The sequence below is a fragment of the Ciceribacter sp. RN22 genome (genome assembly GCF_024054295.1).
GTDB lineage: Bacteria > Pseudomonadota > Alphaproteobacteria > Rhizobiales > Rhizobiaceae > Allorhizobium > Allorhizobium lividum.
Genome location: NZ_JAMXLD010000001.1, coordinates 2,385,226 through 2,405,364, shown reverse-complemented (window position 1 = coordinate 2,405,364; position 20,139 = coordinate 2,385,226). Strand labels below are relative to the sequence as shown.

General features: G+C 64.9%; 17 protein-coding genes and 1 other RNA gene. 17 read left to right on the top strand and 1 reads right to left on the bottom strand.

What is annotated here, in order from left to right:
* Window positions 1-12 precede the first annotated feature (12 nt).
* Window positions 13-1,227 (bottom strand): pyrophosphate--fructose-6-phosphate 1-phosphotransferase, encoded by a 1,215-nt coding sequence (locus tag NHF53_RS11720; RefSeq protein ID WP_114361431.1) that lies wholly within the window; start codon window positions 1,225-1,227, stop codon window positions 13-15.
* Between the two features lie 352 nt (window positions 1,228-1,579).
* On the opposite strand from NHF53_RS11720, the gene NHF53_RS11715 reads away from it, so the two are divergent.
* From NHF53_RS11715 to murB, 17 genes are all read left to right on the top strand, one after another.
* Window positions 1,580-2,317, top strand: coding sequence for a DnaJ family molecular chaperone (locus NHF53_RS11715; RefSeq protein ID WP_252834317.1), 738 nt, complete (start codon window positions 1,580-1,582; stop codon window positions 2,315-2,317).
* Entirely contained in the window at window positions 2,314-3,075 is a 762-nt protein-coding gene (locus NHF53_RS11710) for an N-acetylmuramoyl-L-alanine amidase (protein ID WP_252834316.1), read from the top strand. The genes NHF53_RS11715 and NHF53_RS11710 overlap by 4 nt, the downstream gene beginning before the upstream one ends.
* Window positions 3,076-3,386: 311 nt before the next feature.
* Window positions 3,387-3,869 (top strand): lytic transglycosylase domain-containing protein, encoded by a 483-nt coding sequence (locus tag NHF53_RS11705; RefSeq protein WP_374591181.1) that lies wholly within the window; start codon window positions 3,387-3,389, stop codon window positions 3,867-3,869.
* Window positions 3,870-4,049: 180 nt separating this feature from the next.
* Window positions 4,050-5,237: an FAD-binding oxidoreductase gene (locus NHF53_RS11700; RefSeq protein WP_252834315.1), complete on the top strand. Its 1,188-nt coding sequence runs from the start codon at window positions 4,050-4,052 to the stop codon at window positions 5,235-5,237.
* Between the two features lie 71 nt (window positions 5,238-5,308).
* An RNA gene (gene rnpB / locus NHF53_RS11695) (RNase P RNA component class A) lies at window positions 5,309-5,739 on the top strand.
* Between the two features lie 404 nt (window positions 5,740-6,143).
* On the top strand, window positions 6,144-6,584 hold the full coding sequence (gene mraZ / locus NHF53_RS11690) for a division/cell wall cluster transcriptional repressor MraZ (RefSeq protein ID WP_114361436.1): 441 nt from the start codon (window positions 6,144-6,146) through the stop codon (window positions 6,582-6,584).
* A gap of 14 nt (window positions 6,585-6,598) precedes the next feature.
* The gene (gene rsmH, locus NHF53_RS11685; RefSeq protein ID WP_252834314.1) at window positions 6,599-7,624 is read left to right on the top strand and encodes a 16S rRNA (cytosine(1402)-N(4))-methyltransferase RsmH; all 1,026 of its coding nucleotides are present in this window, start codon (window positions 6,599-6,601) and stop codon (window positions 7,622-7,624) included.
* A gap of 3 nt (window positions 7,625-7,627) precedes the next feature.
* Window positions 7,628-8,002 (top strand): hypothetical protein, encoded by a 375-nt coding sequence (locus NHF53_RS11680; RefSeq protein WP_114361438.1) that lies wholly within the window; start codon window positions 7,628-7,630, stop codon window positions 8,000-8,002.
* A complete protein-coding gene (locus tag NHF53_RS11675; protein WP_252834313.1) occupies window positions 8,002-9,747 on the top strand; it encodes a penicillin-binding protein 2 in 1,746 nt (581 codons plus the stop codon). The genes NHF53_RS11680 and NHF53_RS11675 overlap by 1 nt, the downstream gene beginning before the upstream one ends.
* Before the next feature lie 67 nt (window positions 9,748-9,814).
* Window positions 9,815-11,275 (top strand): UDP-N-acetylmuramoyl-L-alanyl-D-glutamate--2,6-diaminopimelate ligase, encoded by a 1,461-nt coding sequence (locus tag NHF53_RS11670; protein WP_252834312.1) that lies wholly within the window; start codon window positions 9,815-9,817, stop codon window positions 11,273-11,275.
* Window positions 11,272-12,705 carry a UDP-N-acetylmuramoylalanyl-D-glutamyl-2,6-diaminopimelate--D-alanyl-D-alanine ligase gene (locus NHF53_RS11665; protein WP_252834311.1) on the top strand — a complete coding sequence of 478 codons (1,434 nt, stop codon included), beginning with the start codon at window positions 11,272-11,274 and terminating at the stop codon, window positions 12,703-12,705. The genes NHF53_RS11670 and NHF53_RS11665 overlap by 4 nt, the downstream gene beginning before the upstream one ends.
* Window positions 12,706-12,729: 24 nt before the next feature.
* Window positions 12,730-13,830, top strand: coding sequence for a phospho-N-acetylmuramoyl-pentapeptide-transferase (gene mraY, locus NHF53_RS11660; RefSeq protein ID WP_114361442.1), 1,101 nt, complete (start codon window positions 12,730-12,732; stop codon window positions 13,828-13,830).
* 7 nt (window positions 13,831-13,837) lie between these two features.
* Window positions 13,838-15,247: a UDP-N-acetylmuramoyl-L-alanine--D-glutamate ligase gene (murD, locus tag NHF53_RS11655; RefSeq protein ID WP_252834310.1), complete on the top strand. Its 1,410-nt coding sequence runs from the start codon at window positions 13,838-13,840 to the stop codon at window positions 15,245-15,247.
* Between the two features lies 1 nt (window position 15,248).
* Window positions 15,249-16,403 carry a putative lipid II flippase FtsW gene (gene ftsW / locus NHF53_RS11650; protein ID WP_252834309.1) on the top strand — a complete coding sequence of 385 codons (1,155 nt, stop codon included), beginning with the start codon at window positions 15,249-15,251 and terminating at the stop codon, window positions 16,401-16,403.
* A 5-nt stretch (window positions 16,404-16,408) separates the two neighbouring features.
* Window positions 16,409-17,527 carry an undecaprenyldiphospho-muramoylpentapeptide beta-N-acetylglucosaminyltransferase gene (gene murG, locus NHF53_RS11645; RefSeq protein ID WP_252834308.1) on the top strand — a complete coding sequence of 373 codons (1,119 nt, stop codon included), beginning with the start codon at window positions 16,409-16,411 and terminating at the stop codon, window positions 17,525-17,527.
* Window positions 17,524-18,939: a UDP-N-acetylmuramate--L-alanine ligase gene (murC, locus tag NHF53_RS11640; protein WP_252834307.1), complete on the top strand. Its 1,416-nt coding sequence runs from the start codon at window positions 17,524-17,526 to the stop codon at window positions 18,937-18,939. The genes murG and murC overlap by 4 nt, the downstream gene beginning before the upstream one ends.
* On the top strand, window positions 18,936-19,910 hold the full coding sequence (murB, locus tag NHF53_RS11635; RefSeq protein WP_252834306.1) for a UDP-N-acetylmuramate dehydrogenase: 975 nt from the start codon (window positions 18,936-18,938) through the stop codon (window positions 19,908-19,910). Before murC ends, murB begins: the two co-directional genes overlap by 4 nt.
* Window positions 19,911-20,139: the final 229 nt, after the last annotated feature.

The following is a 20,139-nucleotide window of genomic DNA, read 5'->3' as shown; positions in this document are numbered from 1 at the left end:
TCTCCGGGGCCGTCAATCGGCCGGGGTGAATTTCTGGCCGATGAAATCCATCACTTCAGCGAACCACGGCGTCTTCACGTCGAAGGCCTTGCCGCCCTTGATGCGCGGGAACTCGATGGTGCGCAGCTTGCCGCCCTGGTCCTCATCGTGGCCGGTGACGCCGGAGACCTTGTTGAGCGCGCTTTCGACGGCGAGGTCGACCATGCTCTGGATCAGCCGCAGGTCCTCGTAGTTCGCCGGGGCCGAGCGGGCATAGTAGCCGGACTTCTGCACCATCGAGCGTTCGGCGTCGAGGAGCTTGGCGAAATGCTTCTGGAACCAGTTGCCGACGTTGATGGTGTCGATCTTCACGTGGCCGAAGGCGTCGCGCTTGACCTCCTCGCCGGCGGCCTCGCGGTCGGCGACGATCTCGTCGAGGCAGGCGCCTTCCGAGACGAAGAGTGTGACGAAGCCGGTGCGGTCCATGATGTCCTTGAGGCGCGCGGCCTCGGCCTCGAGATCGAAATGGGTTTCCGGCAGGTAGAGGCCGTCGATGTTCTTGAGCTGGGTGTTCATCATCAGCCCTTCGACATACTCGTTGTTGCGCGTCCGCTGGATGTAGGCACGCGCGGTCGCGGCGGTCAGCCAGCCGCAGTGGCGGCCCATGACCTCGTGGATCACCAGCGTGCGGGGTGCCGCACTCTGCTCGTTCGAGACGTGATCGAAGAAGCGGGCGCCGACTTCCGCCGCCGTCCAGGCGCCGAGCGACTGACGGATCGGCACGACATCATTGTCGACGGTCTTCGGCAGGCCGACCACGGTGAGGTCGTAGCCGTTGGCGCCGAGGAAGGCGGCGAGATCGGCCGCCGTCGTGTTGGTGTCGTCACCGCCGATCGTGTGGAGGATGGTGACGCCATCGGCGGCGAGCCGTTCGGCGGCGACGCGCAGCGGGTTGTCGCCTTCCTTGGTCAGTCCGCGCTTGTGGCAGTCGGCGGCGTTCGTCAGCTTGACGCGGCTGTTGCCGATTGGCGAGCCGCCGTAGCGATGGAGGAGATGCGCTTTCTCGCGCATGTCCGCGGTAATCTCGATCTTGTCGCCGAGCAGCACGCCCTGATAGCCGGAGCGGTAGGCGATGAGTTCGATGTCGGGGGCGATGTCCGTATAGCGTTCGATCAGTCCGCCGACTGCGGACGACAGGCAGGGGGCGAGACCGCCGGCGGTCAGCATTGCAACTTTCTGTTTGGCCATCGTTCCTCCTTCAGCGCTTCGGTGCGCTTCTCAGTACAAGCGTTCGGCGCGAATGGATGCGACAGACGGGCAGGGCTGTAAAGGGAAAAAATCAGGAAATCCGGGCGTTTCCGGCTCGTGCGGCGACAAATGCGGCGGCCGCGCGGATATAATCGTTTCAATCCGGAAGCGGCCTGCGAGCAAGGCTGTGGATAAGAACGCCGCTCTGCGGATCGCCGGCATCCGGCCCTTCCGCGACGGCGGGAACCATTGTCTGTGGCCACGGTTGGACCACCGGATTGTGAACAAACTTTAACCTGGTCGAAGACGGGCTCGGCTTGCTTTTTCGCCGGTTATCTGGTGATGCTTGATCATGCTCTTCGATTTCGCCTGCGAACAGATATCGTCGTTGTGGGACAAATTGCTCGGCGCGATCGGCGACGCAGCAGGCAATGTTCTGTCGAGCATCGTCGAGGCCGTCCGCACGGTGTTCGAAGGCGATCCCGAAACCCGCCGGCGGGTCTCCTTCTCGGTGGCGATCATCGCCCTTTCCGCGAAGATGGCCAAGGCCGACGGCGTGGTGACGGTGAGCGAGGTCGACGCTTTCCGCGAAATCTTCGATTTTCCCGCAAAGGAAGCGCAGAACGTCGCCCGCCTCTACAACCTCGCGCGCCAGGACGTCGCCGGCTACGAGGCCTATGCCGGCAAGATCATGAAGATGTGCGGCACGGGCAAGAAGGGTTGTCCCGTTCTCGAGGACATCGTCGACGGACTCTTCCACATCGCGAAGGCCGACGGGCTGGTGCACGAGAAGGAAATGGCCTTCCTCTCGCGCATCGCCGACATCTTCGAGATCTCGGAGGAGCGGTTCGAGGTGATCACCGAGCGCCACGTGAACCCGGACGGCAATCCCTATGCCGTGCTCGGCGTGCAGCCCTCGGACGATTTCGCGACGATCCGCAAGCGCTACCGGGCGCTCGCTGCCGAACATCACCCGGACCGGCTGCATGCCCGCGGCGTGCCCACCGAGTTCCACGCCGTCGCCCATCACCGGATGGCCAGGCTCAACGCCGCCTACGCGGCGATCGAGAAAGAACGCCGCGCCGCATGACCGTCTTCATTCCCGACTTCAAGGGTGCGCGGGTCCGGCCCTCTCCGAACCATGGCGAGCGCGCCGGTGGGCGGCTGCCGGACATGATCCTCCTCCACTATACCGGCATGCCGTCGGAGGAGGGGGCGCTCGAATGGCTCTGTCGGCCGGAGAGCCAGGTTTCGAGCCACTATTTCGTCCACGAGGACGGGCGGATCGTGCAGCTGGTGCCGGAGAGCCGCCGTGCCTGGCACGCGGGCAAGAGCTGCTGGGCGGGCGAAAGCGACGTCAATTCCATGTCGATCGGCATCGAGATCGCCAATCCCGGTCATCCGGCCGGACTGCCGCCCTTCACCGACGAACAGATCGAAGCAGTCGTCGAATTGTGTCACGATTGCGGCAAACGGTGGAATATCGCCCCGGAACGGGTGCTCGCGCACTCCGATGTCGCCCCTGTTCGCAAGGTCGATCCGGGCGAAAATTTTCCATGGGAGAGGCTTTACGCCGCAGGCGTCGGCCACTGGGTGGCGCCCGCGCCGGTCAGTGGTGGAAGATTTTTCCAAAAGGGTGATTGCGGCCGGCCTGTCGAGGCTTTGCAATCGATGCTCTCACTCTACGGCTACGATATTGAAATTTCAGGACAATATTCCGAGGCGACGGAAGGCGTCGTCGCCGCCTTCCAGCGTCATTTCCGTCCTGAACGGGTCGACGGCATCGCCGACAGTTCGACCATAGAGACGCTGCACCGGCTGCTCTCCGCGCTTGCGAAATACGCCTGAAACGACCTCGGACGAAGACCGTCCGCCCGCTGCCGCCGTGGCGCTGAAATCCCCTAAATCCCGGCAGGTCACAGGAATTCCATATTGCCCGGCTTTAAAAGCTCTCGCTGAAACGGCGGCAAAGTTCCCAACGAGGTGACGGCCGCAAATAACAACGATGAGGGCAGGTGCGGCGTCGCTCCCTGAACGGGATGGCGCGGTAGGACGCTTTTGCGCAAGGAAAAATACGCGCCATAGCCCCACTGGTTCGGAGACTGGCTTTTCACATGCAGAAATTGATTGTTGCTGCCGCGGCATGCACCGCTATCCTCATGTCCGGTATCGGCGCGGCACATGCCCGCAACGACGACAAACGCAGCTTCTCGGCGCCGCTGAAGGTCGTCAAACGAGACGCAGGTTTTCCAAGCGCGCCATCCTTTTCCCAGAGCCCCTACACCCAGATCATTTCGAAATATGCCAAGGCCTACGGCGTTCCGGTGAACCTCGCCCATGCCGTCGTCCGCATCGAAAGCAACTTCAATCCCAGGGCACACGGCAGCGCCGGCGAAATCGGCCTCATGCAGATCAAGCCCTCGACGGCGCGCATGATGGGCTATTCCGGCTCCTCGAAGGGGCTCTACGACCCGGAAACCAATATTCGCTACGGCATGAAGTATCTGGCTGCTGCCCATGAGCTCGGTGACGGCAGGACCTGCTCGACGATCCTCAAATACAATGCCGGCCACGCGGCAAAGCGCATGAACCCCGTCTCGAAGCGCTATTGCGGCAAGGTGCTGGCGCTGATCGGCAGCTGATCGCCGGGCGTTCATCTCCCGCGGCAGATCGTCCGCGGGAGAACACGCCGCCGGCGGCGATGTCCCGGAGTTTGATCTTCGTCGTAAACCGAGCTCGCAATTTGTGAGAGACTGATTCAAGTTGGATTGGCAAATATCTGAACTGGAATCATAATCACGGATGATCGGGCGGGAACGGGCATGAGCGATCGCTTCAAATTCATCGTCGTCGGGCGGGGCATGATGGGGGCCGCCGCCGCGCGGCATCTGAGCCTCGAGAGCGAAGGCGTTGCCGTCATCGGACCGGACGAGCCGGCCGATGCCGCACGTCACGAAGGTGTCTTCGCCAGCCATTACGACGAGGCGCGGATCACCCGGACGATCGATCCGGACCCTGTCTGGGCGGCACTCGCCAACCGTTCAATCGCGCGCTACCGCGACCTCGAAAGGGAGAGCGGCATCGATTTCTACCACGAGGTCGGCAATCTCATCGTCGGGCCGAAGCGGGGTGGGCGGGATCCCTATATCGAGCGCATCTGCGAGGCCGCCCATCGCACCGGAATTGCGCCGCAGATGCTCGAATGCACGACCCTTGCCGAGCGCTTTCCCTATTTTTCCTTCGGTGCCGGGCAGGAGGGCGTCCACGAGGCGGCGGGGGCGGGATACGTCAATCCGCGGCAGATGGTGCGGGCGCAATCCTGTCTCGCGCACAGGGAAGGGGCGACGCTGATCGCGGAGACTGTGGTTTCCGTCCGCGACGACATCCGTGGCGTGGCGGTCCGGACCGCCGAGGGCAACACCTATTATGCGGACCGCGTGCTGGTCGCCACGGGCGGCTTCTCAATCGCAAAGGACCTGTTGCCGCGGCCGGTCGACCTCAAGGTCTATGCCCGCACCGTCGCCTTCTTCGAGATACCGGAAGCCGATCTTGAAGCCTTCGCCGGCATGCCGTCGCTCATCCACCATCCCGACGATCCGCTCGACCACATCTATCTCTTGCCGCCGGTTCGCTATCCCGACGGCAAGGTGTACCTGAAGATCGGCGGTGATCCCGACGACCTCGAACTCACGAGCGAGCCGGAGGTCCGTGCCTGGTATCGCAGCGGCGGGCGCGAGACGACCCGCAGGCATCTGGTGCGGATCGCGGCCGAGCTGGTGCCGGGCGTCGCGAAGGCGACGGTCACCATGGGTGCCTGCGTTACCTCGTTCACCTCGAACGGCTATCCGGCGATCGGCTATGTCGACGAGGAGAGGATCGCGGTCCTCACCGGAGGCTGCGGGGCTGCGGCGAAGAGCTCCGACGAGATCGGCCGGCTCGGCGCGCGGCTGCTGCTCGACGGCGCATTGTCGCCGGAAGACCAGGCGGTTTTCGCACCCCGTTTCCAATAAAGTGCGCGGCAGCACCTCCGGACTGACGTTTTCTGTGGCATTTGCCGCGGCAGTCCACTATCTAGCGCTTGCCAGTCGGCCGGGCAGCCGCGCTCTACCAGTGCCGAAAGGCGGTAGGGTGAGGAAAGTCCGGGCTCCACGGAAACACGGTGCCGGATAACGTCCGGCGAGGGTGACCTTAGGGATAGTGCCACAGAAAGCAAACCGCCCCGCCTGCTTTTCCGTCCGCATGAGGACGCAAAAGCCGGCGGGGTAAGGGTGAAAGGGTGGGGTAAGAGCCCACCGCGTCGCTGGTAACAGGGACGGCACGGTAAACCCCACCGGGAGCAAGACCGAATAGGGATGACGCGGGTGCCGCGCAAGCGGTGCCACAGCCTGTTTCCGGGCCAGTCATCCGGGTGGGTTGCGTGAGGCAGCGTGCAAACGCTGTCCCAGATGAATGGCTGCCACGTTCCGGGCGACCGGAGCCATACAGAACCCGGCTTACAGGCCGACTGGCACTTTCCCTTTTTCTCCCGCGGCGGCTTCGGCGGTCGTCGGCGCCTTCGTCGCCAACTTATTGAAAGCCTTCGAGGAACGCGTGTCCGATCGAAGCCCTGCAGGGCGGTGCGATCGGCTGTCGGCGGGCGTCTCCATAACCTTTCGTTAAGCTTAACCGCTTATAAACGTTTGACGCTCTTCGAGAGCTTCAAACCACCCTGTCCCATTGACGCCCATACTGTCCCATGCTATCCCATACGAGTACCGTTTCAGGGTGGTTCTCCACCCCAAGAATCGAAGTTCAGGGAACGTCACCCGCGGCGGGTGATCGGCAGTTCTCCCTGCCTTCGGGCACGGTGTACGTGTTCTCGCGTTTCGGGGGGTGGATGGTTCGCCTCCCGTCTGAAGGAGCGGCGGTAGGCTTTGATGGACCGCTTCTTGTCCAATGTGACAAACCGGATCGATACGAAGGGGCGGGTGTCCGTTCCGGCGGCGTTCAGGTCTGTCCTGGCGAAGCGCGATATTCAGGAGCTCTATTGTCTCCAGGATTTCGTGTTTCCGGCGATCAATGTCGGCGGGCCCGATCTGCTGGAGCGTTACGAACGGCAGATTTCCGTCGAGGATCCGTTTTCGCCGCTGGCGAACGAGATGTCGCTGCTTGTGCATGGTGGCGGCGTCTTCATGAAGCTCGATGCCGAAGGGCGGTTGATGGTGACCGACTTCATTCGCGACTTTACGGGCATCACCTCGGAGGTCGCGTTCGTCGGGCGGGCGGATCATTTTCAGCTCTGGCAGCCGCAGGCCTTTCTCGAGGCGCAGGCGGCGGCGAGGCAGGCACGCAAGCTACGAGGGTTGCGGCCACAGTAAGGCGGGGACTTGGAATGGTGGCTAATCCTGGCGCGGAAATCTCTGGTGCCGATGGCGGACCGGTTCGCCACATTCCAGTCCTGCTGCCCGAGGTGCTCGCGGCGCTCGAACCGGCATCCGGCAAGATCATCCTCGACGGCACGTTCGGGGCTGGCGGCTATACGAGCGCCATCCTCGATGCCGGCGCAGACGTGATTGCGCTCGACCGCGACCCGACGGCGATCGCCGCCGGCCAGCCGCTGGTGGCGGCGCGCGGCGGCCATCTCACGCTCATCCATTCCCGCTTTTCCGAGCTTGACCTCCATGCGCCCGCAGACGGGCTCGACGGCGTCGTGCTCGACATCGGTGTGTCTTCGATGCAGATCGACGAGGCCGAGCGTGGCTTCTCCTTCCAGAAGAACGGACCGCTCGACATGCGCATGTCGGCCGAGGGGGTCTCGGCGGCGGACGTCGTCAACCGCGCCAAGGTCGGCGACCTCATCCGCATCTTCGGTTTCCTCGGCGAGGAAAAGCAGGCGGGGCGCATCGCCCGCGCAATCGAGAAGAAGCGGGCGAGCGAGCCTTTCCGTACGACGCGCGACCTTGCCGGCCTGATCGAGATCGTGACGCCGCGCAAGGCGAAGGACAAGATCCACCCGGCGACCCGCGTCTTCCAGGCGCTGCGCATCTTCGTCAACGACGAACTCGGGGAGCTTGCGCAGGCGCTCTTTGCCGCCGAGCGGGCCTTGAAGCCCGGCGGCCGGCTGGTGGTGGTGACCTTCCATTCGCTCGAAGACCGGATCGTCAAGAAATTCTTCACCGAGCGTTCGGGCAAGGCGTCCGGCTCGCGCCACCTGCCGATGGTGCAGGGGGTGCCGGCGACCTTCGAGCCCGTCGGCAAGGGCATGGTCGCGGCGAGCGAAGCGGAGGCCGAGGCCAATCCGCGCGCCCGCTCCGCCAAACTTCGGGCCGGTATCCGCACCCACGCGCCGGTACCGAAGGCGGACATGTCGATCTTCGACCTGCCGGACCTCGCCAGCCTCGACCGGATCGGAGGATGAGCCATGCTGAAGACCCTTGATCTCATAATGATCGGTTCCATGGTCGCGGCGGCGACCGTCACCTATTCGATCAAGCACCACGCGGACGAGAAACTGCAGGAGGTTCGCCGTATCGAGGCCGAGATCAAGCTCGAAAAGGATACGATCGATCTCCTGAAGGCCGACTGGGCGCTCTTGACCCAGCCGAACCGGCTCGAGCGGCTGCTTGCCGTCTACGGGCCGGAACTGCAGCTGCAGCCGACGGCGCCCGAACAGCTCGTGCGGCCCGTCGAGTTGCCGATGTTGAAGAGTGAGTTGCCCAAGCCGGAGGTGGCCGAGGGCGAGAAGAGCAAGGATCCCGTCTCGGATCTCATCACAACAGGATCGGTGAAGCCCTGATGTCTTTCCTCTCACGCATCATGCTCTTGAAAAGCCAGGCGCATTTCGCGACCGGCGGCGACCGCGCCGTCGTCGGCAAGGCCGTCGCCATCAAGGGGACCGGCAAACGCAAGTCGGAACTCGCCCGCAAGCGTGTCGGCCTGATGATCGCCGGCTTCGTCGTCGCCTACGGCGTGATCGGCGGGCGGCTGGTCCAGTACGGTTACGCCCACCCCGAGACCGTCTCCAGCATCGTGCCGGCGGACCGGCTGATGGCGTCGCGACCGGACATCCTCGACCGCAACGGCGAGGTCCTGGCGACTGACATCCGCACCGTCTCGCTCTTTGCCGAGCCGCACAAGATCGTCGATCCCGACGAAGCGGTCGAGAAGCTCGCGACGGTGCTGACCGATCTCGACATCAAGGGAACCTACAAGAAGCTCTCCTCCGACTCCCGCTTCCAGTGGCTGCGCCGCCAGCTCACGCCGAAGCAGCAGAGCCAGATCCTGGCGCTCGGCATTCCGGGCATCGGCTTCCGCCCCGAGAAGCGCCGTTTCTATCCCGGCGGCACCACGGCCTCGCACATCGTCGGCTATGTCAATATCGACAACCGCGGCATGGCCGGCATGGAGCGCTACATCGACAGCCAGGGGCTGGCCGACCTCACCGCGCTCGGCATGACGACCGACACGCCGCTTGAACCGGTTCGCCTGTCGATCGACCTTCGCGTGCAGAACATCGTGCATGACGTGGTGGTCGACGCGGTGAAGAAATTCGAGGCGCTCGGCGCCGGCGGCGTCGTCCTCGACGTCCATACCGGCGAAGTGCTGGCGATGGTCTCTGTTCCGGACTTCGATCCGAACAATCCGGCGGCGAGCGCGCAGGAAGGCTGGCTCAACCGCATGTCGAACGGGACGTTCGAGATGGGGTCGACCTTCAAGTCCTTCACGCTGGCCATGGGTCTCGATTCGGGCAAGGTGAAGCTCTCCGACACCTTCGACGCCCGTTATCCGATCCGCATCGGCCGCTACACGATCAAGGACTTCCACGGCAAGAACCGCATCCTGAGCGTACCCGAGATCTTCCAGTATTCCTCCAACATTGGCACCGCCAAGATCGCCGACACGGTCGGCACGGAAGGGCACAAGGCGTTCCTGGAGCGTTTGGGCCTCACCACGCGCATGCAGACCGAGCTGCCGGAGGTCGCGACCCCGAGCCAGCCGCGCGAATGGAAGAAGATCAACTCGATCACCATTTCCTTCGGTCACGGGGTCTCGACGACGCCGCTGCAGACCGCGGTTGCAGGCGTCGCGCTGATGAACGGCGGCAAGCTCATTCAGCCGACCTTCCTGACGCGCACGCGGGAACAGGCCGACCAGGTGGCCCAGCAGGTCCTCCGTCCGTCGACCAGCGACGACATGCGCTATCTGTTCGAGGTGAACGGCATCAAGGGTTCCGGCAAGAAAGCGCGCGTCGAGGGCTTCAACGTCGGCGGCAAGACCGGCACGGCGGACAAGGTCGTCAACGGCCGCTATGTCAGCGACAAGAACTTCAACGCCTTCCTCGCTGCCTTCCCGATCGACAATCCGCAGTATGTCGTGCTCACCGTCATCGATGAGCCGAGGACGGACAAGGGCAACGGCGCGGCGCTCGCCGGCAATTCGGCCGCGCCGATGGTGGCGGACATCATTCGCAGAAGCGCCGCAATTCTCGGTGTAGAACCCAAATTCGGGGAAGACGGCTCGGCGCTGCTCGTCTCTTATTAGGAATAATGCTCGAATTATGCAGGCGATTCGCACGCGAGTCGCCTGTTCTGCAAGGAAACGAAAATACATGCGACTGCGCGATCTGGCCGATGACGAGTTTGGAACGCTGAAAGAACAGCTTGGCGGCGAGGTCGGGGAACTCGCGATCACGGGCATTTCCGCCGACAGCCGCAAGGTCACGCCCGGAATGCTGTTCGTGGCCGTCGCGGGAACGAAAGCCGACGGTGCGGCCTATGCGGCGGATGCCGTCGCACGCGGTGCCGTCGCGGTCGTCGCAGGTCATGCCGTCGAGGCGAACGTTCCGGTCTTCACGGTTTCCAATCCACGCCGCTTCCTGGCGCTCGCGGCCGCACGCTTCTACGGTGCCCAGCCCGCGACCATGGTCGCCGTCACCGGCACGGCCGGCAAGACCTCTGTTGCCTCCTTCACCCGGCAGATCTGGGCCGAGGCCGGCCATCCGGCCGCGCAGATCGGCACCACCGGCGTCGTTTCGCCCTCGCGCAACGACTACGGCTCGCTCACCACGCCCGATCCGGTGGCGCTGCACAAGCTGCTCGCCGAGCTTGCGGCGGAAGGCGTGACCCACGCGGCGATGGAAGCCTCCAGCCACGGTCTCGACCAGTGCCGCCTCGACGGTGTGCGGCTTTCGGCCGCCGCCTTCACCAATCTCGGCCGCGACCACATGGACTACCATCCGACGGTCGAGGAATACATGTCGGCCAAGATGCGGCTCTTCGACACCCTGTTGCCCAAGGGCTCACCGGCGGTGATCTTCGCCGACGATCCCTGGTCGGGCGAGGCAATCCGCGTTGCACGCGCCGCCGGCCATGACGTGCGCACCGTCGGCCGCAACGGCGATTTCCTGGCGCTGAAGCGTGTCGAGCACCTGCGTCACAAGCAGGTGGCCGAAGTGCATTTCGGCGACGAGATCCACGAGGTCCACATTCCGCTCGCGGGTGATTTCCAGGTCGCCAACGCGCTGGTCGCGGCGGGGCTTGCGATCTCCACCGGCGTTCCGGTCGCAATCGCGATGAAGGCGCTCGAAAAGCTGCAGGGCGCGGCCGGTCGTCTCGAACTCGTCGCCCATACCGCCGACGGGGCGCTCGCCTATGTCGACTACGCCCACAAGCCGGATGCGCTCGAAAACGTCCTCAATTCGGTCCGTCCCTTCACCACCGGCCGCGTCATCGTCGTCTTCGGCTGCGGTGGCGACCGCGACCGCGGCAAGCGCCCCATCATGGGCGAGATTGCCTGCCGGCTCGCCGACGTGGTGATCGTGACCGACGACAATCCACGCTCGGAGGTCGCCTCCGAAATCCGCGCGGAGATCATGGCCGCTGCGCCGACCGCGATCGAGATGGGCGACCGCGCCGCAGCGATCCGCCATGCGGTCTCGATGCTGTCTTCCGGCGATACCCTGATCGTCGCGGGCAAGGGGCATGAGGAAGGGCAGGTGGTCGGCGATGTGACGCTGCCGTTCTCCGATCATGCCGAACTGCGCAAGGCGCTGGAGGAGCTTGGACATTGACGTTTCTCTGGACGACGGACGAGATGATCGAGGCGATGGCGGGCCGACCGTTCGGCACGCCGCCCGAAGGGATCACCGGCATCTCGATCGACAGCCGCACGATCACCGCCGGCGAGGCCTTCTTCGCCATCAAGGGTGATCGGGTCGACGGACACGACTTCGCAAGCCTTGCCGTTGCCAACGGCGCTTCCCTGCTCGTCGTCGCCGAGGCGAAGCTTCCGGCGCTCGGGCGCGTCACCGTTCCGATGATCGTCGTCGAGGACGTGCTGGCGGCCCTGGAGAAGCTCGCCGCCGCCGCGCGCGACCGTTCGTCCGCGAAGATCATCGCCGTCACCGGCTCGGTCGGCAAGACGACGACCAAGGAGATGCTGCGCCGCGCGCTGGAGCCGTCGGGCAAGGTGCACGCGGCCGTCGCCTCGTTCAACAATCACTGGGGCGTGCCGCTGACGCTCGCCCGCATGCCGGCGGATACCGAATTCGGCGTCTTCGAGATCGGCATGAACCATCCGGGCGAAATCCGCCCCCTGGTGCAGCTCGTGCGCCCGCATGTGGCGATCGTCACCACGATCGCCGCCGCCCATCTCGGCAACTTCGCGAGCCTCGAGGAGATCGCTGCCGCCAAGGCCGAGATCTTCGAGGGCGTCGAGCCCGGCGGGCACGTGCTGCTCAATCGTGACAACGCGCAGTTCGGCTTTCTCGAGAAGGCGGCGCAGGAGGCGGGCGTCGAGAACGTCCACAGCTTCGGCCAGCACGCCAAGGCGGAGTTCCGCCTGGCGGAGTTCGACGGCGCTGCGGAAAGCTCGACGCTATGGGTCTCCTTCGGCGGCGAAACGCGGGAAATCGTCATCGGTGCGCCGGGCCGCCACATCGCCGAGAACGCCGTTGCGGTGCTCGGGGCCGTGTCGCTCGTCGGCGCCGACGTCGCCGCGGCGGCGGATGCCTTCGGATCGCTTTCCGCCGTCAAGGGACGCGGCGAGCGGCATACGCTGAAGGCCGGCAACGGCAGCTTCACGCTGATCGACGAGAGCTACAACGCCAATCCGGCCTCCATGCGCGCGGCGATCGCCGTGCTCGCGGCGGCTCATCCCTCGGGCGACGGACGGCGGATCGCCGTCATCGGCGACATGCTGGAGATGGGCGAGTTTTCAGCCAAGGTCCATGCCGAGCTTGCCGGGCCGCTGCTTGCTGCCGGCATCGAGCATGTCTGGCTCGCCGGTCCGGAAATGGCGGCGCTTCGCGATGCGCTTCCGGAGAGCGTTCAGGTGGAATACCGCGAGACGACCGCGGAGCTTGCCGATTTCGTGGTGGCGTCCGTCCGCCCCGGCGACGTGCTGATGGTCAAGTCCTCGCTCGGCACCGGTTTCGGGAAGATCGTCTCGGCCTTGCTTGACAAGTTTCCGGCGGTCGCCGACATCGGGCGCCGCGATTAATCAGGGGTTTCGGAAAGGGCTCTTATGCTGATCTGGCTTGTGGAACTGGCGGACCACCTCCAATTTTTCAATCTCTTCCGGTACATCACGTTCCGGACCGGTGCTGCCTTGTTCACCTCGGCGCTGATCGTCTTTCTCTTCGGGCCGGCGATGATCGCCTCGCTGCGCATTCGGCAGGGCAGGGGACAGCCGATCCGTGCCGACGGACCGCAGACCCATTTCAAGAAGGCCGGAACGCCGACGATGGGCGGTCTGATGATCCTCGCGGGGATCGTCGTCTCCTCGCTGCTCTGGGCGGATCTTTCGAGCGTCTACGTCGTCTCGACGCTGCTCGTGACCCTCGGCTTCGGCGCGATCGGCTTCTACGACGACTACCTGAAGGTGACGAAGCAGACGGAGAAGGGCTTCTCCGGCAAGGCGCGCCTCGGCATCGAATTCGTCATCGCCGGCATTGCCGTCTACTTCATGATGAACACGGCGCTGACCTCCGGCCCGCAGGGTTCGACCTTCGGCTCCTCGGTCGCCTTTCCCTTCTTGAAGGACTTCCTGATCGACCTCGGCATCTTCTTCGTGCTCTTCGGCGGCTTCGTCATCGTCGCCGCCGGGAACGCCGTCAACCTGACCGACGGCCTCGACGGGCTGGCGATCGTGCCGGTGATGATCGCGGCGGCGTCCTTCGGCATCATCGCCTATCTGACCGGTAACGCGGTCTTCTCGAACTACCTGCAGATCAATTTCGTGCCGGGCACCGGCGAACTCGCCGTCGTTCTCGGCGCCGTCATCGGTGCGGGCCTCGGCTTCCTTTGGTTCAACGCCCCGCCGGCGGCGATCTTCATGGGTGACACCGGATCGCTCGCGCTCGGCGGGCTCATCGGCACCGTCGCCGTCGCCACCAAGCACGAGATCGTCATGGCGATCATCGGCGGCCTCTTCGTCATGGAGACGCTGTCGGTCATCATCCAGGTCGGCTATTTCAAGATGACCGGCAAGCGCGTCTTCCTGATGGCGCCGATCCACCATCATTTCGAGAAACTCGGCTGGACCGAGAGCCAGGTGGTGATCCGCTTCTGGATCATCGCCGTGGGGCTCGCCATGCTCGGCCTCTCGACCCTCAAACTCCGGTGAGGGGGCGATGATCCCGGTCTCCACATCCAGGGGCAGGAAGGTCGCACTCTTCGGGCTTGGCGGGTCGGGGCTCGCGACCGCGAAGGCGCTGATTGCGGGCGGGGCCGAGGTTATCGCCTGGGACGACAATCCCGACAGCGTGGCGAAGGCCGGCGCTGAAGGGGTTGTGACGCAGGACCTGCATGACGCCGACTGGAGCGTCTTTGCCGCCTTCGTGCTGTCGCCGGGCGTGCCGCTCACCCATCCGAAACCGCACTGGACGGTCGGGCTGGCGCGGGCCGCGGGCGTCGAGGTGATCGGCGACGTCGAGCTCTTCGTGCGCGAGCGCAGGGCTCACGCGCCGGATTGCCCGTTCATCGCGATCACCGGCACCAACGGCAAGTCGACCACCACGGCGCTGATCGCCCACATCCTTTCGGCGAGCGGCAGGGACACGCAGCTCGGCGGGAATATCGGCCGGGCGGTGCTGACCCTCGATCCGCCGAAGGAGGGACGCTATTTCGTCGTCGAATGCTCCTCCTACCAGATCGACCTCGCGCCGACGATCGACCCGACCGCGGGCATCCTGCTCAACGTCACGCCGGACCATCTCGACCGCCACGGCACGATCCAGCACTATGCCGACGTCAAGGAGCGTCTCGTTGCCGGCAGCGATACGGCGGTGATCGGCGTCGACGACAGCTATTGCGAGCTGATCGCCGATCGCGTCGAGCGCGCCGGTACCAGGGTGATGCGCATTTCGAAGCGGCAGCCGCTCGCCGATGGCTTCTATAACGACGGCCACCGGATCATCGAGGCCCAAGGCGGCGCGACCTCGGTCGTCGCCGATCTCAACGGTATCCAGACACTGCGCGGCAGCCACAATGCCCAGAACGCGGCAGCGGCGATCGCCGCCTGTCTCGCCGTCGGCGTCTCCCTCGACGAGGTCCGGGCCGGGCTCCGCTCATTTGCCGGCCTCAAGCACCGCATGCAGCCGGTCGGGCGCCGCGGCGAGGTCGTCTTCGTCAACGACAGCAAGGCGACCAATGCGGAGGCCGCCGCACCTGCGCTTTCGAGCTACGACCGTATCTACTGGATCGCCGGCGGGCTGCCCAAGGAGGGCGGCATCGCGAGCCTCGCACCGCTCTTTCCGCGCATCGCCAAGGCCTACCTGATCGGCGAGGCGGCGTCCGCCTTTGCAGCCACGCTCGGCGAGGCGGTGACTTACGAGATTTCCGGCACGCTCGAACGGGCGGTCGCCCACGCCGCCGCCGATGCGGCGGCGGACGGCCAGCCCGTCGCGGTGATGCTTTCCCCGGCTTGCGCAAGCTTCGACCAGTACAAGAACTTCGAGGTCCGCGGCGACGCCTTCGTCCGCCACGTCGCGGCGCTCGACGGGATTGAAATGCTGATCGACGCTCCTGAAGGAGGCAACTGACATGGTGAGCCGCGTTGAGAGGGGGCCTGTGGCCGAGTGGTTCTGGACCATAGACCGTCTGTTCCTTGTGACATTCGTCCTGCTGATGGGCATCGGTTTCATGCTCTCCTTCGCGGCCTCGCCGGCGGTTGCCGAGCGCCTCGGCCTCGACAGCTTCCACTTCGTCAAGCGCCACGCGGCCTTCATGCTGCCGGCGCTCGGCGTGATGTTCGGCCTGTCCTTCCTCTCGCCGCGGCAGGTGCGGCGGACCGCGATCGTCATCCTGGCCGTCTCGCTGCTCATGATGGTGCTGGCGCTGTTCTTCGGCATCGAGGTCAAAGGCGCACGGCGCTGGGTGACGCTCGCCGGCATCTCGATCCAGCCGTCGGAGTTCATGAAGCCCGCCTTCGTGGTCGTCTGCGCCTGGCTTTTCGCCGAACATGCCCGCCAGCCCGAGATCCCGGGCAACTTCTTCGCGATCATCCTCTTCGGCATGGTCGCCGCGCTGCTGATTGCCCAGCCTGACCTCGGCCAGACGATCCTGACCTCGGTCGTCTGGGGCGGGATGTTCTTCATGGCCGGCATGCCGTGGCTCTGGATCATGGTGCTCGGCGGGCTCGGCGGTGTCGGCCTCGTCGGCGCCTATCTGACGCTGCCGCACGTCGCGGGCCGTATCGACCGCTTCCTGACGGGCGAGGGCGACACCTTCCAGGTCGATACCGCACGCGAGGCGATCATCCGCGGCGACTGGTTCGGACAAGGGCCGGGCGAGGGCATGGTCAAGCGGATCATTCCCGACAGCCATACCGACTTCATCTTCTCGGTCGCGGCGGAAGAATTCGGCATCGTCTTCTGCATCGTTCTCGTCTCGATCTTTGCCTTCCTGGTGCTGCGCGGCCTCAACCACGCCTTCAAGGAGCGCAACGACTTCAACCGGTTCGCCGTTGCTGGCCTCGTGCTGCAGATCGGTGTCCAGTCGCTGATCAACATCGGGGTGAACCTCGAACTCCTGCCGGCGAAGGGCATGACGCTGCCGTTGATCTCTTACGGCGGCTCGTCGATGATCGCGATCTGCGTGACGGCGGGTTTCATCCTGGCGCTCACGCGGCGGCGGCCGGAAAAGCGTGCGCAGGAGCGGAGCCTGTTCCGCTCGGTCCGTGGCGTTCCGGCGGAGTAATGGCAATGGCAAAGGGCCTTATCCTTCTCGCCGCCGGCGGAACCGGCGGACACCTCTTTCCGGCCGAAGCGCTCAGCCACTCGCTGGTGGATCGCGGCTATACGGTTCATCTCGTCACCGACAACCGGGCCGAACGCTATGCCGGCATGTTCCCCGCCGAGATCATCCACACCGTGCCGTCCGCCACGATCGGCTCCAAGAGCCCGGTCGCCGTCGCGCGGGCGCTGCTGACGCTCTGGCGCGGCTACCGTGCCGCCCGCCGGCTGATCCGGGAGCTGAAGCCGCTCGCCGTCATCGGCTTCGGCGGCTATCCGACCCTGCCGCCGCTGCTGGCGGCGGTCCGTCTCGGCATACCGACGGCGATCCATGAACAGAACGCCGTCATGGGCCGCGCCAACAAGGTGCTCGCAAGCCGCGTGACGGCGATCGCGGGCGGCTTCCTGCCGGAAGGCGGAGCATACTCGGAAAAGACGACGGTCACCGGCAATCCGGTGCGGCCGGCGGTCGTCGCGGCGTCGAGCATTCCCTACGCCCCGTCGCGGGAAGGGCAGCCCTTCCGTCTCGTCGTGTTCGGCGGCAGCCAGGGCGCGCAGTTCTTCTCCTCCGCCGTGCCGGACGCCGTCGCGCTTCTCGATGAACCGCTTCGGCACCGGCTGACGGTGACCCAGCAGGCGCGACCGGAGGATGCCGAGCCGGTGGCCGCCCGCTACCGGGCGCTCGGGATCACCGCGGACGTCTCGCCGTTCTTCACCGACATGGCGGCGCGCATCGCCGCCGCCCATCTCGTCGTCTGCCGCTCGGGCGCTTCGACGGTTTCGGAACTCTCGATCATCGGGCGACCCTCGATCCTCGTGCCCTATCCTTACGCACTCGACCACGACCAGGCGGCGAATGCCGCAGCGCTCGCGGCGAACGGCGGCGCTGAGGTGATCCAGCAGAAGGACCTCTCCGTCGAGCGGCTCGCTGGCCTCTTGAAGGCGGCGATGAGCGAGCCGGAGCGTCTTTCCGACACGGCAACGGCGGCGCGGCGATCTGGCATGCCTGATGCATCGAACTTGCTTGCCGATCTCGTAGAGGCTATTGCCGGCAAGACGCGAGCGCATGTGAAGGGAGCCAAGTCATGAAAATGCCGACCACAATCGGCCTGGTCCATTTCATCGGCATCGGTGGGATCGGCATGAGCGGGATCGCCGAGGTCCTGCACAATCTTGGCCACCGGGTGCAGGGCTCCGACCAGAGCGACGGCGCCAATGTCCAGCGCCTGCGCGCCAAGGGCATCGAGGTTTTCGTCGGTCACAAGGGGGAAAACCTCGGTGATGCGGAAGTCGTGGTCGTCTCGACGGCTATCAAGAAGGACAATCCGGAACTGGTCGCGGCGCGCGAAAAGCTGCTGCCGGTCGTGCGCCGTGCGGAAATGCTCGCCGAGCTCATGCGCTTCCGCAACGCGATCGCCATCGGCGGTACCCACGGCAAGACGACGACCACGTCGATGGTCGGCGCGCTTCTCGAAGCGGGCGGTCTCGACCCGACGGTCATCAACGGCGGCATCATCAACGCCTACGGCACCAATGCCCGGATGGGCGAGGGCGAGTGGATGGTCGTCGAGGCCGACGAATCCGACGGCACCTTCCTGAAGCTGCCGGCGGAAGTGGCTGTCGTCACCAACATCGATCCCGAGCACCTCGACCACTACGGCAATTTCGACGCGGTGCGCGCGGCCTTCCGCCAGTTCGTCGAGAACGTGCCCTTCTACGGCTTCGGCGTGATGTGCCTCGACCATCCGGAAGTGCAGGCGCTCGTCGGCAAGATCGAGGACCGCAAGGTCATCACCTATGGTGCGAACCCGCAGGCCGATGTCCGCTTCTCCAACGTCCGGCTCGAAGGAACCCACTCGACCTTCGACGTCGAGATCCGCCGGCGGCGCACGGGCCGGGTCTTCACCTTCAAGGACTTGACGCTGCCGATGCCCGGCCGTCACAACATTTCGAACGCCTGCGCGGCAATTGCCGTCGCCAACCGGCTCGACATTCCGGAAGAGGCGATCCGTAAGGGACTGTCGGGCTTTTCCGGCGTCAAGCGCCGCTTCACGCTGACCGGGACCTGGAACGGCGTGTCGATCTTCGACGACTACGGCCATCACCCGGTTGAGATCAAGGCCGTGCTCAAGGCAGCACGCGAAGCGTGTAGCGGGCGGGTCATTGCTATCCACCAGCCTCACCGCTATACCCGTCTTTCAAGCCTCTTCGAGGACTTCGCCAACTGCTTCAACGATGCCGACTGCATCATGCTGGCGCCGGTCTATGCGGCGGGCGAGGACCCGATCGAAGGGGCAAACGCCGAGGCGCTGGTCTCGCGCATCAAGGCGAGCGGCCACCGCGACGCACGGTATCTGCCGGGACCGGAAGGTCTCGCGCCGATCGTCGCGGAGCTGGCCAAACCCGGTGACTTCGTCGTGCTCCTCGGAGCGGGCAACATAACCCAGTGGGCTGCCGCCTTGCCCAAGGAACTGGAAGCGATTTCGGAAGGTCGGAAATGAAACAGGTCGATGGAGAAAAGCTGCTCGCCTCGCTCGGAGACGGCGTCAATCAACTGCGCGGGCGTCTGACGCCGGATGCGCCGATGGACCGGGTCACCTGGTTCCAGGCCGGCGGCCTGGCCGAGCTGATGTTCCATCCGCACGACCTCGACGACCTCGTCACCTTCCTCAAGCTTCTGCCGGAAGATGTGCCGCTGACCGTGGTCGGTGTCGGTTCCAACCTGCTCGTGCGCGACGGCGGGATACCGGGCGTCGTGCTGCGGCTCTCCGCCAAGGGCTTCGGCCAGGTGGAGCTTGCGGGCGAGAACCGCATCCGCGCCGGCGCCATCACCCCGGACAAGCACCTCGCCGCCATGGCGATGGACCACAATATCGGTGGCTTCCACTTCTATTACGGCATTCCGGGAAGCATCGGCGGCGCGCTGCGCATGAATGCCGGCGCCAATGGCGGCGACACCTCCCAACGTCTGGTCGAGGTCGAGGCGGTCGACCGCAAGGGCAACATCCACGTGCTTTCCGCGGCCGACATGGGCTACAGCTACCGGCATTCCACGGCGCCCGCGGACCTGATCTTCACCAGCGCGGTCTTCGAAGGCTATCCCGAGGAGAAGGCGAAGATCCGTGCCGACATGGATGCCGTGCGCCATCACCGCGAGACCGTGCAGCCGGTCAAGGAGAAGACGGGCGGCTCGACGTTCAAGAATCCGGAAGGCCATTCGGCCTGGGAACTCATCGACGAGGCGGGTTGCCGCGGGTTGATGATCGGCGGCGCGCAGATGTCGTCGCTCCACTGCAACTTCATGATCAATATCGGCCACGCGACCGGCTACGATCTCGAATATCTCGGCGAGACCGTGCGCCAGCGGGTCTTTGAGAATTCCGGCATCAAGCTGCAGTGGGAGATCAAGCGGCTCGGCATTTTCATGCCGGGACGAGAGATCAAGCCGTTCATGGGCGTCACCGAAGAATAAATACGCCCGAGGGCGAGGGGCGGACAGGTCCCTCCGGTCTTCGAGGGAATCATCGAAAACGGGCGGCGATTCCGCCCGTTTTTTCGTTTCCGGCCCCTCTTGCCCGTCGCCGTGGAGCGTCGGAGGCTTGCCGCCGGCTACTTCCGTTCGTCCGCGGAAATCAATAAAAACAAATAGATATCAATATTATAGCAAGTGCGTCCGGTGTCCGGCGCTTGAAAAAAAATCA